Source organism: Roseateles sp. PN1, from assembly GCF_038419725.1.
Taxonomy (GTDB): domain Bacteria; phylum Pseudomonadota; class Gammaproteobacteria; order Burkholderiales; family Burkholderiaceae_C; genus Paucibacter_A.
The window spans coordinates 328842-341983 of the sequence record NZ_JBCARA010000004.1 but is presented as its reverse complement, the minus strand read 5'-3'; the positions used below and the strand labels follow the sequence as shown (position 1 = coordinate 341983).

11 protein-coding genes and 2 tRNA genes are annotated in these 13142 nt (G+C 61.1%); 5 read left to right on the top strand and 8 right to left on the bottom strand.

All coding sequences use genetic code 11. From position 1 onward, the window contains the following. The first annotated feature begins 88 nt into the window (after nt 1–88). Nucleotides 89–1063: an NADPH:quinone oxidoreductase family protein gene (locus tag AABB87_RS08710; protein ID WP_341970861.1), complete on the top strand. Its 975-nt coding sequence runs from the start codon at nt 89–91 to the stop codon at nt 1061–1063. A 105-nt stretch (nt 1064–1168) separates the two neighbouring features. Continuing rightward, on the top strand, nt 1169–1912 hold the full coding sequence (locus AABB87_RS08705) for a LuxR C-terminal-related transcriptional regulator (protein WP_058722137.1): 744 nt from the start codon (nt 1169–1171) through the stop codon (nt 1910–1912). A 177-nt stretch (nt 1913–2089) separates the two neighbouring features. On the opposite strand, the gene AABB87_RS08700 is transcribed toward AABB87_RS08705, so the two are convergent. From AABB87_RS08700 to uvrC, 7 genes are all read right to left on the bottom strand, one after another. Then, nucleotides 2090–2165: transfer RNA gene (locus tag AABB87_RS08700), tRNA-His, on the bottom strand. A gap of 149 nt (nt 2166–2314) precedes the next feature. Then, nucleotides 2315–4225: a peptidylprolyl isomerase gene (locus AABB87_RS08695; RefSeq protein WP_341970860.1), complete on the bottom strand. Its 1911-nt coding sequence runs from the start codon at nt 4223–4225 to the stop codon at nt 2315–2317. A 136-nt stretch (nt 4226–4361) separates the two neighbouring features. Then, nucleotides 4362–4437, bottom strand: a tRNA-Val gene (locus AABB87_RS08690). A gap of 23 nt (nt 4438–4460) precedes the next feature. Continuing rightward, the gene (locus AABB87_RS08685) at nt 4461–4733 is read right to left on the bottom strand and encodes an HU family DNA-binding protein (RefSeq protein WP_058719413.1); all 273 of its coding nucleotides are present in this window, start codon (nt 4731–4733) and stop codon (nt 4461–4463) included. Between the two features lie 329 nt (nt 4734–5062). Next, nucleotides 5063–5629 (bottom strand): CDP-diacylglycerol--glycerol-3-phosphate 3-phosphatidyltransferase, encoded by a 567-nt coding sequence (pgsA, locus tag AABB87_RS08680; protein WP_058722136.1) that lies wholly within the window; start codon nt 5627–5629, stop codon nt 5063–5065. Between the two features lie 82 nt (nt 5630–5711). Beyond that, nucleotides 5712–6275, bottom strand: a complete 564-nt coding sequence (locus AABB87_RS08675) for a hypothetical protein (protein WP_341970859.1) — start codon at nt 6273–6275, stop codon at nt 5712–5714. Nucleotides 6276–6480: 205 nt separating this feature from the next. Beyond that, nucleotides 6481–8400, bottom strand: a complete 1920-nt coding sequence (uvrC, locus tag AABB87_RS08670) for an excinuclease ABC subunit UvrC (protein WP_341970964.1) — start codon at nt 8398–8400, stop codon at nt 6481–6483. 258 nt (nt 8401–8658) lie between these two features. Between uvrC and earP the strand changes: the two genes are divergently transcribed. From earP to AABB87_RS08655, 3 genes are all read left to right on the top strand, one after another. Beyond that, nucleotides 8659–9729: an elongation factor P maturation arginine rhamnosyltransferase EarP gene (earP, locus tag AABB87_RS08665; RefSeq protein WP_341970858.1), complete on the top strand. Its 1071-nt coding sequence runs from the start codon at nt 8659–8661 to the stop codon at nt 9727–9729. Nucleotides 9730–9942: 213 nt separating this feature from the next. Continuing rightward, a complete protein-coding gene (gene efp, locus AABB87_RS08660) occupies nt 9943–10497 on the top strand; it encodes an elongation factor P (RefSeq protein ID WP_058719411.1) in 555 nt (184 codons plus the stop codon). A gap of 75 nt (nt 10498–10572) precedes the next feature. Continuing rightward, nucleotides 10573–11373, top strand: a complete 801-nt coding sequence (locus AABB87_RS08655) for a GNAT family N-acetyltransferase (protein ID WP_341970857.1) — start codon at nt 10573–10575, stop codon at nt 11371–11373. Here AABB87_RS08655 and ilvB read toward each other — a convergent pair. Further along, nucleotides 11349–13100 (bottom strand): biosynthetic-type acetolactate synthase large subunit, encoded by a 1752-nt coding sequence (ilvB, locus tag AABB87_RS08650; RefSeq protein WP_341970856.1) that lies wholly within the window; start codon nt 13098–13100, stop codon nt 11349–11351. The genes AABB87_RS08655 and ilvB overlap by 25 nt on opposite strands. Nucleotides 13101–13142: the final 42 nt, after the last annotated feature.

Below are 13142 nucleotides of genomic sequence, written 5' to 3'. Positions count from 1 at the left end.
TCACCTGCGCGACCCACCTGCGGCCTGAAGCCTGCCTATCATCGCGACTAAATTTTTTTGACTTGAACATCACGCGAAAGGTTGCCCCATGCATGCTTGGCTTTGTGAAGATCCGCTCGGCCCCGAGGCCCTGGTTTGGCGTGAGTTGCCCACACCGAGCCCAGCACCCGGCGAGGTCTTGGTGGCAATCAAGGCCGCCAGCCTGAACTTCCCCGACCTGCTGATCGTGCAGGGCAAGTACCAGATCAAGCCTCCCCTCCCTTTTGTGCCGGGCGCTGAATTCGCCGGCGTGGTCGAAGCCGTCGGGGCTGGCGTCACAGGCTTCAAGCCGGGCGACGCCGTTGCCGCATTTGCCGGCACAGGCGGCTTCGGCAGCCATGCCTGCGTATCTGCCAAACAATTGATGCCCCTGCCGGCCGGCTTCCCTTTTGAGGATGCTGCCGCCTTCATCTGCACTTATGCCACCAGCCACCACGCCCTGCTCGACCGCGCGGGCCTGCAAGCCGGTGAAACAGTGTTGGTCCTAGGCGCCGCGGGCGGCGTCGGCACGGCGGCCATACAGATCGCCAAGGCGGCCGGCGCTCGTGTCATCGCCGCCGCCTCCAGCGATGAAAAATGCGCGCAGTGCATGGCGCTTGGCGCCGACATCAGCATCAACTACAGCCAAGGTGATTTGCGCGCGGCCATCAAAGAAGCCACCGCGGGCAAAGGACCCGATGTTGTTTTCGACCCGGTGGGCGGTGACTTGTTTGAACCGGTTTTCCGCTCCATCGCCTGGCGCGGCCGCTACCTCGTGATTGGCTTCGCGCAGGGGCAGATTCCGGCCTTGCCGCTAAACCTAGCCCTACTCAAAGGCGCCTCCCTGATGGGCGTGTTCTGGGGCGAGTTCGCGAAACGGGAACCCGCAGCCAATGCGCAGATGATGGGCCACCTCGCACATTGGTACGCGCAGGGCAAGGTAAAACCCGTGCTGGATTCCGTGCTGGAGATGTCGCAATTGCCGGCCGCATTTGCCCGCATGGCCAGCCGCCAAGTCATCGGCAAGATCGTGCTGCACAACTGAGCCAAGGGCCGTGGCCGCAAAGGGTGAGGATTCGCCTTACGGCCTCCTACTGCTCGATATCCGCGCTTTGTGAGATACGATGAAAGCTATCTGGAACAATTCGTCATGGCAGTCAAAGTACTCATCATTGAAGACAACCCGGTTGCCCGCAGCTTTCTGTGCCGAGTGGTGCGAGAGAGCTTCAGCGACCCGATGGAAATCATCGAGGCCGGCGACCTTGAAGGCGCCCGCCGACACACCGCCGCACTTGCCGAGAGTAGCCCCGGCGCGTGCTTCAAGCTGGTCCTCGTGGACCTTGAGTTGCCCGACGGCAATGGCATGGAGTTTCTGGCGGAATTGGCGGGCACAACGACGATCAAAATCGTCACCACGCTGTACTCCGATGACGACCATCTTTTCCCCGCCTTGCAATGCGGCGCTGATGGCTATTTGCTGAAGGAAGACCGCTTCGAAGTGCTGGTCGAAGAGTTGCAGCGCATCGTGCGCGGTCAGCCGCCTTTGTCGCCAGCCATTGCGCGCCGACTGCTGTCCCACTTCCGCCCCGGCGTAGCTAGTGACAGCAGCCCGATGGCGCTCAACTCTGGTTTTGGTGCACTGTCGTCCACCGCTACCTTTGCCAGTGGCCGCGGCGTCGTGCTGGACCCGCCACCCGAGTGGGAACGCCTGACGCCGCGTGAAAGCGAAGTGCTGACCTATCTCAGCAAAGGCTTCACCATCAAGGAAATCGCCAACCTGATGGGCATCAAGTGGTTCACGGTCAACGACCACATCAAGAGCATCTACAAAAAACTCAACGTCTCCAGCCGCGCCGAGGCGGCCGTGCTGGCCAGCAAGCAAGGACTGGTGTGAGCTAGAGCCAAGCGCTGACAAAGACGCAAAGCAAAAAGGGACCTGTAAAACAGGTCCCTTTTTTGTGATCAACGTTGATGCGTCAACGATGCGCCTGGCAGCAAGCTCAAGCGCACAAAGAAAAACAGGCCCTTGAGGAGCCTGTTTCTAGCAGACTAACAATAGTCTGCAATTTCTTGGGGTGGCTGATGGGACTCGAACCCACGACAAACGGAATCACAATCCGTGACTCTACCAACTGAGCTACAACCACCGCTGAGACTCTCATTATAGTACGACTTTTAGGTCGACTTAAGAGGTTTTTGAAAAAAATTTAAACTTTGGAAGGATCCGCCTACCGGCGGATCGATTCACGCCGACAGCGCTCAAACGCCCCGCCACCATGAACCGTTCAGTATCAGCTTACTGCTGAGCCGCCGAAGCAGCCGCGCCAGGCGCCTTCACCACAGCCTTGAAACGAGCCTTCAAGGCTGCGAGATAGGCTTGAGATTCAGCCGCGCTCCAGGCTTGCGCGTATTGCTGAGCGGCACGCTGGCCGTCGATCACAGCCGGATCACGATCGTGCAGCTTGTTGAGGCGCGCCACCACGTAGCTGCCATCACCCGCATCCACGCCCACATAGGCAGGGAGCTTGCTGGCATCGGCCGCCAACACAGCCTCCAACACCTTGCGCGGCAGACCGCGCGATTGCGCGCGCGACACCAGCGTCGGCTCACTCAGGCCTGCGGCATCGCCGCCCTTCTTCAGGGCTTCGAGCTTGGCCTCGCCGGCCTTAGCTGCTTCCGCCGTCGCCAATTTATTCAGCACCTGAGCACGAACGCGATCCCGCACCTCGGCCAAGGCTTGCATCTTGGCAGGGTTGTGCTGGACCACATGCGCAGCAGTCATCTGATTCGGCGCGGTCTCAACCGCCTCGGTGTTTCGCTTGTTACGCAGCGCGTCGTTACCGAACACAGCCTCCAGCAGCTTGGCTGATGCCAAGGGACCCGCCGCACCAGGCGCAGGGGTACGCTGCACCGTGGCAGTAGCGATGCTCAGCTTGAGCTTGTCCGCCGCGGGCTGCAGGCTATCGGCCTGCTCATAAACCATATTGCTGAACTGCTCCGCAGCTTCCGAGTAACGCTTCTGGGCCAGTTGCTTGCGCACCTCGGCTTCCACTTCGGCACGAACGGTGTCGAAGCCCTTTTTGTCACCGCCGCGCACGCCGGTCAACTCGATGACGTGAAAGCCAAAGTCCGACTCGATGGGCGAGCTGATTTCACCCTTCTTCATGGCGAAGACGGCATCGTCAAAAGGCTTGACCATGGCGCCACGACCGAAGAAGTCGAGGTCACCACCATTCACCGCCGAACCTTCGTCTTGCGAATTCTTGCGCGCCAACTCGGCAAACATGGCCGGGTTCTTGCGAGCCTGGGCGGACAATTCCTCGGCGCGCGCCTTGGCTTTGCTGCGCTCTTCCGCAGAGGCCGACTTCTCGGCCTTGATCAAGATGTGGCTGGCACGGCGCTCTTCGGCCACGGCGTAGCGCGAAGCGTTCTCGTCATAGTATTTGCGCAGGTCTTCTTCGCTGAAGCTCGCGCCCTTCTTCAAGGCTTCCAGATCTAGCACCAGGTACTGGATTTGGGCAGTCTCAGGCAATTGGAACTGCGCGGCATTGGCCGGATCTTTGTAGAAAGCTTCCAGCTGCGCTTCGGTCGGCTCAATCTTGGCCGCAAAGTCCTTGGCGTCGAAGCGCTGCAATTGCAACTCACGCTGCTGCAGCAGCGCATCAAAAGCCACATTCGCATTGGCGCTATTGGCCAAGCCAGAAGCCGTTACACCCAGTGTGACTTGACGCAGGGTCAGGTCTTGCCGCAGGCGCTCAACAAACATCTGCGAGCTCATACCTTGCGCTGCAATCACCGACTTATTGACCGAGCCATCGGGATTACGCAGGAACGCAAACTGCGGGTCGTTCAGGAACAAGGACTGCAGGCGCTCATCGCTGACGATGAAATGCTGATCCTTGGCCGCTGCCTGCAGCACGCGCTCACGCACCAAACCTTCCAGGGCCTCCTTATGGGCTTCCGGCGAATCCAGCAGCTTGGGATCCAGATTAGGCATCTGCGCGCGCATGCGCTCAGCCTGCTGACGCTTGGCGTTATCCCATTCGGTTTGCGTGATCTTTTGGCCATCGACCGTCGCCACGCTTGAATTGGCGCCGTCCATAAAGCTCGTGTAGCCCTCAATGCCCACCAAGGCAAACGATGGCAGGATCAGAATCAGCAGAATGAACTGAAACAGGCGCGTGTGTTTACGGACGAACTCAAACATCGAAAAACCTCAGACATGCATGCGAATGCGACAAAGGCGAACCGAGGTCCGCCTTTGAATGAGCTGGCATTGTGATTGATGCCATGCACCAAATCGAACTCAATCGAACTTGGCACCGTACTTCCATTGAAATTTTTGGTGGGTGCTGACGGGCTCGAACCGCCGACCTGCGCCGTGTAAAGGCGACGCTCTACCAACTGAGCTAAGCACCCGGAAAACCCGAAATTATACGGGATTAATTGACCGCATCTTTCAAAGCTTTGCCCGGACGGAATTTTGGCACCTTGGCGGACTTGATTTTGATGGCGTCACCCGTGCGTGGGTTGCGGCCCGCACGCGCAGCACGCTTGGTAACGCTGAATGTGCCGAAACCCACCAGCGACACCGTGCCATTCTTCTTCAACGTGGTCTTGACACCGACTATCACTGCTTCCAAAGCCCGCGCCGCCGCTGCCTTGGAAATATCCGCTTGCGTGGCAATGTGATCGATCAGTTCAGACTTATTCACGAAGAGTCCTCTCAAATTTGAAATCAAGGCATGCGCTTGATGCCACGATTCATTGGGCTGGTTTCATTGGGCTGGTTCGGCTGCATTTGCACCGCGGCCAAACTCAAAACATCGGCCGCAGCGCCTATCGGAACAAGCCGACAGTGGCGCAGGGAAGCGGATTCTATGGGATTCCACTGAGCTTGGATGGCCGGGAAAAGTCCTGATACAAAGTGCTGGGATTTGTGCCCGAACAGCACCCCAGCAAGCATCAATAACGCCCCTCAAGTAAGAGAAACGCCTTCAGGGCTAGAACGCGCTTGAACCCGTTTTAAAGCGAGCCAAAAAGCTCAGCGCGCCTTCGCGCGAATCTCAGGCAAGGCTTTTTGAAGGTAGTAGACCATGGACCAAATGGTCAAAATCACCGCCAAATAAATCAGCCAGGTGCCCCACAACTTGGTCGAGATCAGGCCGAACAAGGGGCCGTCAAACAGCAGGAAGGGAATCGCCACCATTTGCACCGTGGTCTTGAGCTTGCCGACCATGTGTACGGCCACGCTGCTTGAAGCGCCGATCTGCGCCATCCACTCGCGCAAGGCCGAGATGGTGATCTCGCGGCCAATGATAACCAAGGCCACCAAGGCATTGACTCGCCCCAACTCCAGCAAGATCAGTAGCGCGGCGCAGACCAGAATCTTGTCAGCCACCGGGTCCAGAAAAGCCCCGAAAGCGGAGGTCTGATTCAGCTTGCGCGCCAGATAGCCGTCGAGCCAATCTGTCAGCGCCACCAGCACAAAGAGGGCTGTGGCCAACAGGTTCTGGCTGTCTTTGGAGATGTCCAAATAGAACACGCCCACGATCAGCGGAATGGCGACGATGCGGGCCCAGGTAAAGAGCGTAGGCAGTGTGAAGAACATGCTGGGCATTGTGCACAACAAAAGGGCACGATTCCGGCTTCGCCTAGCCGCACTGTCGCTTTATTGATTCAAGCGGCCTGACTCAGTCCAGCGTACGTGGCTTGAAACGGCGCTCGTCATTGAACAAAAAGGTCTCAGTGAACTTCCAGGGCTTGGGCATGGCGGCCACATTGCCAAAGGGTGCCGCACGGTGAATGGCCTCAATGGCCAATTGCACCGTCTCCGGCGCTTGGCCCGGTTTGCGCAACACATTGACGCGCTTGACGCTGCCATCCTGGTTCAGTTCAACCTCCAGCACGGGAATGGCCAATAAGATATCCGGCACCAAACCCATATAGCTGCGCTCTGGATTGGCCGCCACCAAGCGCTGCGCAGCTTGCATGCGCAAATCATCAGGTTTCCGCACCGCCTTGGGTGGCGGCAGGCTGACGCTGGGTTTGGCTCCGGGCGCGGGTGCGCTGGGCGAGCCGGGCGTTGGCGTGCGCCCACCCTGCCCGTCTCCGCTACTGGCCCCGCTCGGCGTAGCCGGACTGGATGGGCCCGTTGGGCTCATCGAGCCCGTGTTGACAGAGCAGCCGCCCAGCAAGGCCGCCAAGCCGAGGCCCAGGGCCAGATTCTTGAAGTCGTGTTTGTCAGTGCTAGACATGGTTGTTTTCTCTGGCAATGTGTTCAGGCCCTGCCTCAGTGCAGCACGCGGTAGATTTCCTCAGCGAACTCGCGTGTTCTGCACCTCAGCCTTGTCGCTTGTTGCGCGCAAAGTCCTTCGGCAGGCGCCGCAAGCCCTGCTTGCTCGGCCCGGCCTCAGTGCAGCACGCGGTAGATCTCTTCTGCAAGCTCGCGTGTTCTGCACCTTAGTGCAGCACGCGGTAGATTTCCTCGGCAAGCTCGCGTGAAATCCCCTTCACCGTTGCAATTTCCTCCACGCTGGCTTGAGCCACCCCTCGCACACCGCCAAAGCGCTGTAGCAACTGGACGCGCTTTTTGGGGCCAATACCGTCAATGTCTTCCAACCTCGAGCCGCCCGTGCGCACCGCTGCACGCTTAGCGCGCATGCCGGTGATGGCGAAGCGGTGCGCTTCGTCGCGAATCTGCGCCACCAACATCAATGCCGCCGAATCGCGCCCCAAACCAATCTTTGCGCGACCATCGGCGAAGACCAGCTCTTCCAGGCCGACCTTGCGGCCCTCGCCCTTTTCGACGCCGACGATCAAGCTCAGGTCCAGGCCCAGCTCCTCAAACACCTCGCGCGCCATCGAGACCTGCCCACGGCCGCCATCCACCAAGACCAGATCCGGCAAGCGCCCGGTACCGAGTTGCGCGGCTTCGGCCAGTTTGCCGTAACGGCGGGTCAAGACCTGACGCATGGCGGCGTAGTCATCGCCACCAGTGATGCCTTCGATGTTGTAGCGGCGGTACTGGCTGCTCTGCATTTGGTGCGACTCAAACACCACGCAAGAAGCCATGGTGGCCTCGCCCGCCGTGTGGCTGATATCGAAACACTCGATGCGGAAGGCATCCAACTCCTGCACCGACATATCCAGGGCGTCGACCAGGGCGCGGGTACGCGCCTGCTGCGAGCCCTCTTCAGACAAGAGACGCGCCAGCGCTAACTCCGCCCCTTTAACGCACATCTCTTGCCAGATGCGGCGCTGCCCACGCGGCTGCGCCTGCGTGGTGACCTTGAAACCAGCTTGCTCGGTCAGCGCCTGTGCCAGAGCCTCATCCACCGGCTCGCTGACAACGATCAGTGAAGGCACCGCCGCCTCCAGATAGTGCTGGGCCATGAAGGCCTCCAGCACCAGGCGCTCGGGCGAGTAGTCACTGGCCTGACCAGCGCCGCCGTCTTCATCCTCATCAGCCAAGCGCAGCGCCGTGGCTTCTTCGACATGCTTGGGGAAGAAGGCGCGGTCCCCCAGATGCCGGCCGCCGCGCACCATGGCCAAGTTGACGCAAGCCCGCCCGCCTTGCACCTTGGCCGCGAGGATGTCCACATCGCGGTCGCGCCCGGTGGCGCTGTTTTCGTCCATCGACTGCTGCTGCAGCACCTTGGCCAGGGCCTGGATTTGGTTGCGCAATTCGGCCGCTTGTTCAAACTCCAGGCGATCGGCATGCGCCATCATCTGCGCCTGCAAGCCGTCCATCACTTCTTGGGTGTCGCCCAGCAAGAATCGCTCGGCATGGCTGACGTTGCGGGCGTAGTCCGGGCCCTGGCCCTCGGGCACGCAAGGGCCAGAGCAGCGGCGGATCTGATACAGCAAACAAGGCCGGCTGCGGTTATTGAAGACCGTGTCTTCGCAGCTGCGCAGCTTGAAAACTTTTTGAATCAGCTGAATCGACTCCTTCACCGCCCAGGCACTGGGGAAAGGCCCGAAGTAGCGATGACGCCGATCCACCGCGCCGCGGTAGTAGCTCAGACGCGGGAAGGCATGGCCACTGAGCTTGAGATAGGGGTAGCTCTTGTCGTCCTTGAACAAGATGTTGAACTTGGGGTTCAGCGTCTTGATCAAATTGTTTTCCAGCAGCAAGGCCTCGGCCTCGGTGCGCACTACCGTCGTATCTAGGCGGGCGATGCGCGCCACCATCATGCCGATGCGGGTGCCGCCGTGGTCTTTCTGGAAATAGCTGGAGACGCGTTTTTTTAGGTGCTTGGCCTTGCCGACATAAAGCACCTGGTCCTGCGCATCGAAGTAACGGTAGACGCCGGGCAAGCCGGGCAAAGCCGCCACCTGGGCCAGAATTTTCTCGCGGCGCTCGCGGGCGGCCTGCTCCATCTCTTGCACGCGCTGGGTTTCGGCGGCTTCGATGAGTTGGCGCTCGGCGCTCCACTCGGCTTGCTTTTGGGCGCCGAGTTGGGCTGTGCCATCGTTAGTGGCCGCACTTGTTACTGCATTGGCAGTTTCACTGGCAGTGACATCCTGGAGTACGGATTGCTCCAACGGCGGGTCTTGCGGCACGGGTTCTTGCATCTCGGGGTCAGGCATCTCTGGCACTTGCATCAGCCGGATTGTGCCGCCCCGGATAATCCCCCCATGGGAATGCAATGGGATTTGTTTTGCCGGGTGATCGACAACTACGGCGACATAGGAGTCAGCTGGCGCCTGGCCCGCGATCTGGCCGCACGCGGCCAAGGGGTGCGCTTGTGGCTGGACGATGCCGCGCCGCTGCAGTGGATGGCGCCGCAGCCGCGCCCGGCGGGGATTGAGGTCTTGCCCTGGGGTGACCCGGCGGCCAACCTCAGTGATAGCGATGTGGTAATCGAAACCTTCGGCTGCGAATTGCCCGAAGCCTTTATCGCCCGAATGGCCGCGCAAGCGCACCCGCCCCTATGGATCAACCTCGAATACCTCAGCGCCGAGGCCTATGTAGAGCGCAGCCACGGCCTGGCCTCGCCGCAATTCAGCGGCCCCGGGCGCGGCTTGGCCAAGTCATTTTTTTACCCCGGCTTCACCGAGCGAACCGGTGGCCTCTTGCGCGAGCCCGGCCTGCTGCAAGCGCAGGCAGGCTTTGATGCCCAGGCCTGGCTGGCTGCGCAAGGTGTTCAACGGCCCACACCGGAAACGCAGATCGTCAGCCTGTTCGCCTACCCCAATGGCGCCCTGCCCGATCTGCTGGCCAGCCTAGCGCAGCAAGATTGCCTGCTGCTGGTCTGCGCCGGCCAGGTGCAAGAGGAGATGCTGGCACTGAGCCGCGCCCAGGCCCTGCCTGCAGGTCTGCTGTGGCAGGCCCTGCCCTATTTGAGCCAAAACGACTTTGACCATTTGCTCTGGGCCTGCGACTTCAACTTCGTGCGCGGCGAGGACTCGTTTGTGCGCGCCCAATGGGCCGGCAAGCCCTTTGTCTGGCAGATTTACCCGCAGACGGACGGCGCCCACGCGCCCAAGCTGGAGGCTTTTATGGACCGCTGGCTGGCTGGGGCCGACAGCACGATGGCTGCCGACTACCGCCAACTCTGGCGCAGCTGGAACGGCCTGCAAGCCTGGCAAGGCCTGCCTTGGCCAGGGACTTTGGCATTGCGCCACGCTCAAGATTGGCGTGATCTTTTGACGCAGCAAAACGATCTCACCAGCCAGTTGCTCGGCCTCGCCCATAAAACAAGCTAAAATCCAAGGCTTTGCCGCGCCACGGGAAATCGTTTTTTGAATATTTCTTGCCGACGCGGGCAATGAATCAATTGCTTTATTGGCCAGTAGGGGCGCGCATAGCATGCAAAAGCCCGCTGCGAAAGTGAATCAGGCTGAAATAAACGTCAAGCCACTTTCGCGCCAAGCCAAGCCCCGTAACACCTGTCCATCCCAATATCGGAACGAACACCCATGAAGATTGCACAAGAAATCCGCGCCGGCAACGTGATCATGCACGGCAAGGACCCGATGGTCGTGCTGAAGACCGAATACAGCCGTGGTGGCCGTAACGCCGCCACCGTGCGCATGAAGCTCAAGAGCTTGCTGAACAGCTCGGGCACCGAAGTCGTGTTCAAGGCCGACGACAAGATGGACCAGGTCATCCTGGAAAAGAAAGACTGCACCTACACCTACTTCGCTGACCCGATGTATGTGTTCATGGACACCGAGTACAACCAGTTCGAAGTGGAAGCCGAGAACATGGGCGACGCCCTGTCCTACCTGGAAGACTCCATGCCCGTGGAAGTGGTGTTCTACGACGGCAAGGCCATCTCGGTCGAACTGCCCACCTCGCTGGTGCGTGAAGTGACCTGGACCGAGCCAGCCGTCAAGGGCGACACTTCGGGCAAGGTTCTGAAGCCTGCCAAGATCTCCACCGGTTTCGAAATCCCCGTGCCAATCTTCGTGGCCCAGGGCGACAAGATCGAAATCGACACCCGCACGCACGAGTACCGCAAGCGCGTCTAATTGCTGCACGCAGCTTCAGACGAGTTCAAAAAGCGCACCTCGGGTGCGCTTTTTTTATGTCAAGCAGGGATGAGCATGAGCCCAGAGTCGCGACGATTGTTTGAAGCCTATGTGCACGACCAGCAGGACCTGCCGCTGCCGGGCTACGCGCTTGAAGCCCTACCCCATCTGCGCCGCCACATCCCCTTGGGCGCGGCCGCGGACCATGAAGCCCTGCTGTGCTTCGCGCGCTTAAGCCCGGGCGAAGAGTTGGCGCAGATCCAGGCGCAGATTGATTTCTTCCAGGCCCGCGGGCAAGACTTTGAATGGAAGGTCTACGCGCTTGATCAGCCCACCGATCTCAAGCAGATGTTGGAGTCGCAAGGCTTTCGGGCCAGTGACCCCGAGGTCTTCATGACTTACAGCCTGCGCGGTGCCAGCAGACCGGCGCGGGCGCTGCCAGCAGGGGTGGAGATTCGCCGCCTCAGCAGGCCAGAACAACTGGATGACATCTTGCAGGTGCAAGCGCAAATCTGGGGCCGAGACTTCGAATGGCTGCGCGCCAAACTGGCCAGCAGCCTAGAACAGCCCGAAGCCATCAGCCTGTTCTGCGCCTATGCCGACGGCCAGGCCATCGCCAGCGGCTGGACCGACTATCCCGCCAGCTCTCGCTTTGCCGAATTGCATGGCGGCGCCGTTTTGCCCGCCTGGCGCGGGCGCGGCGTGTTCTCCGCCTTGCTGGATGTCCGCATCAGAGACGCCGCCCAGCGCGGCTACGAGTGGCTGGCTGTGGACGCTGCCCCGATGAGCCACCCGATTTTGCTGGCCCAAGGCTTCACGCCCGTCTGCATGACCTGGCCGCTGCGTCGATCTCACACCCCAATCTGCGCCGAATAGGCCCGGTCTTTCGCCAGCCAGACCTGATCATGCCCGGCGCCGGCCGGAATCATCGGAAAACAGTTTTCCTCGGCCGTCACTTGCACATCCAGGAAAAAGGGGCCATCGGAATCCAAGCAGCGCAGCAAGGCCGCGTCCAGCTCCTCGCGCCGCGTCACCCGCAGCGCCTGCCAGCCAAAAGCCTGGGCCAGTGCGACAAAGTCAGGCAAGGCCTCGGTGTAGCTGTGGCTGTAGCGGCCTTCGTGGATCAGCTCTTGCCATTGCCGCACCATGCCCATGCGGCCGTTATTGCACAGCACCAGCTTGACCGGCAGGCGATGCTGAACGGCGGTGGATAGCTCTTGAATATTCATCAGCACCGAGGCGTCACCACTGACGCACACCACCGGTTTGCCCGGATGTGCCACCTGCGCGCCGATGGCCGCGGGCAGGCCGTAGCCCATGGTGCCGGCGCCGCCTGAGGTCAGCCAGCGCCGCGGCCGCTCGAACTGAAGATATTGCGCCGCCCACATCTGATGCTGGCCCACGTCGGTGGACACGATGGCATCGCGGCCGTTCAAAGCTGACTGCAAGCGGCTCATCAAGGCCTGAGGCAAGACCTGCCCCTGGGAAGCAGACTCATCAAAGTGCAGCGAGCGGGCCGAGCGCCAGTGCTCGATTTGCGCCCACCATGAGCTCAGGTCGGCTGCCTCCGCCTCACCCCAGGCTTCCTCCAGGGCCAAGAGACTAAGGCCGCAATCACCCAGCAAAGCCACATCGGCCCGGCGCACCTTGTTGATCTGGGTGGCCGCCGCGTCCAGATGGATCACCTTGGCGCCAGGGCAAAAGCGATCCAGGCGGCCGGTCACGCGATCATCAAATCGGGCGCCGACGCAGACGATCAGGTCGGCATGGTGCATGGCCAAGTTGGCCTCCAAGGTGCCATGCATGCCCAGCATGCCGATGAACTGCGGCTCACTGGCCGGGAAGGCGCCCAAGCCCATCAAGGTCAAGGTGCAAGGCGCCCCGGTACGGCGCAGCAAGCGGGCCAGGGCCGCGCAGGCGGTGTCACCTGAATTGATCAAGCCCCCGCCACCGTAGAACACCGGGCGGCGCGCGGCACGCATCAGCGCGACAGCCGCAGCCACTTGCTCGGGCGCTGGCGCCAAGGCCGTATCACTGGACGCAGCCATCGGCAGCGGCGCACAAAATGGCTGCGACAGCGGTGCTAGCTGGATGTCTTTGGGAAAGTCCACCAGCACCGGCCCCGGCCGCCCGCCGGCCGCGCAGGCGAAGACTTGCGCCACGGTGGTGGCGACCGCATCCGCCGCACGGATCTGCACATTCCACTTGGTCACCGGCTTGGAGATGCCCAAGGCATCGCATTCCTGAAAAGCGTCGGTACCGATGGCGATGGTGGCGACCTGCCCGCTGATGCACAAGACCGGCACCGAATCACACAAGGCGTCCAGCAAACCGGTGGTGGTGTTGCTCATGCCGGGGCCGGAGGTCACAAACACCACGCCGACCCGGCCGGTGCTGCGCGCATAACCCTCTGCCGCATGGACAGCCGCCTGCTCATGGCGCACCAGCACATGGCGCAGGCGCGGCTCGCCATGCAAGGCGTCATAGAGCGGCAGCACGGCACCGCCGGGGTAGCCGAACACGGTATCCACCCCCAGGCTCAGCAGGCTGGCGATGAGGGCTTGGGCGCCATTGGCGGCGCGGGTTTCAGAGGCGAGATTCATGCCTCCACTGTGCCCAAAGCCCGGCGGCAAAGGCTTTCGAAA

What these genes read in the sequence shown, in the direction of transcription:
- pgsA (WP_058722136.1), bottom strand. Translation starts at nt 5,629, where the DNA reads ATGTTCTTCACACTGCCTACGCTCTTTACCTGGGCCCGCATCGTCGCC.
- efp (WP_058719411.1), top strand. Translation starts at nt 9,943, where the DNA reads ATGAAGATTGCACAAGAAATCCGCGCCGGCAACGTGATCATGCACGGC.
- AABB87_RS08695 (WP_341970860.1), bottom strand. Translation starts at nt 4,225, where the DNA reads ATGTTTGAGTTCGTCCGTAAACACACGCGCCTGTTTCAGTTCATTCTG.
- uvrC (WP_341970964.1), bottom strand. Translation starts at nt 8,400, where the DNA reads ATGGAGCAGGCCGCCCGCGAGCGCCGCGAGAAAATTCTGGCCCAGGTG.
- AABB87_RS08705 (WP_058722137.1), top strand. Translation starts at nt 1,169, where the DNA reads ATGGCAGTCAAAGTACTCATCATTGAAGACAACCCGGTTGCCCGCAGC.
- earP (WP_341970858.1), top strand. Translation starts at nt 8,659, where the DNA reads ATGGGAATGCAATGGGATTTGTTTTGCCGGGTGATCGACAACTACGGC.
- AABB87_RS08675 (WP_341970859.1), bottom strand. Translation starts at nt 6,275, where the DNA reads ATGTCTAGCACTGACAAACACGACTTCAAGAATCTGGCCCTGGGCCTC.
- AABB87_RS08655 (WP_341970857.1), top strand. Translation starts at nt 10,573, where the DNA reads ATGAGCCCAGAGTCGCGACGATTGTTTGAAGCCTATGTGCACGACCAG.
- AABB87_RS08710 (WP_341970861.1), top strand. Translation starts at nt 89, where the DNA reads ATGCATGCTTGGCTTTGTGAAGATCCGCTCGGCCCCGAGGCCCTGGTT.
- ilvB (WP_341970856.1), bottom strand. Translation starts at nt 13,100, where the DNA reads ATGAATCTCGCCTCTGAAACCCGCGCCGCCAATGGCGCCCAAGCCCTC.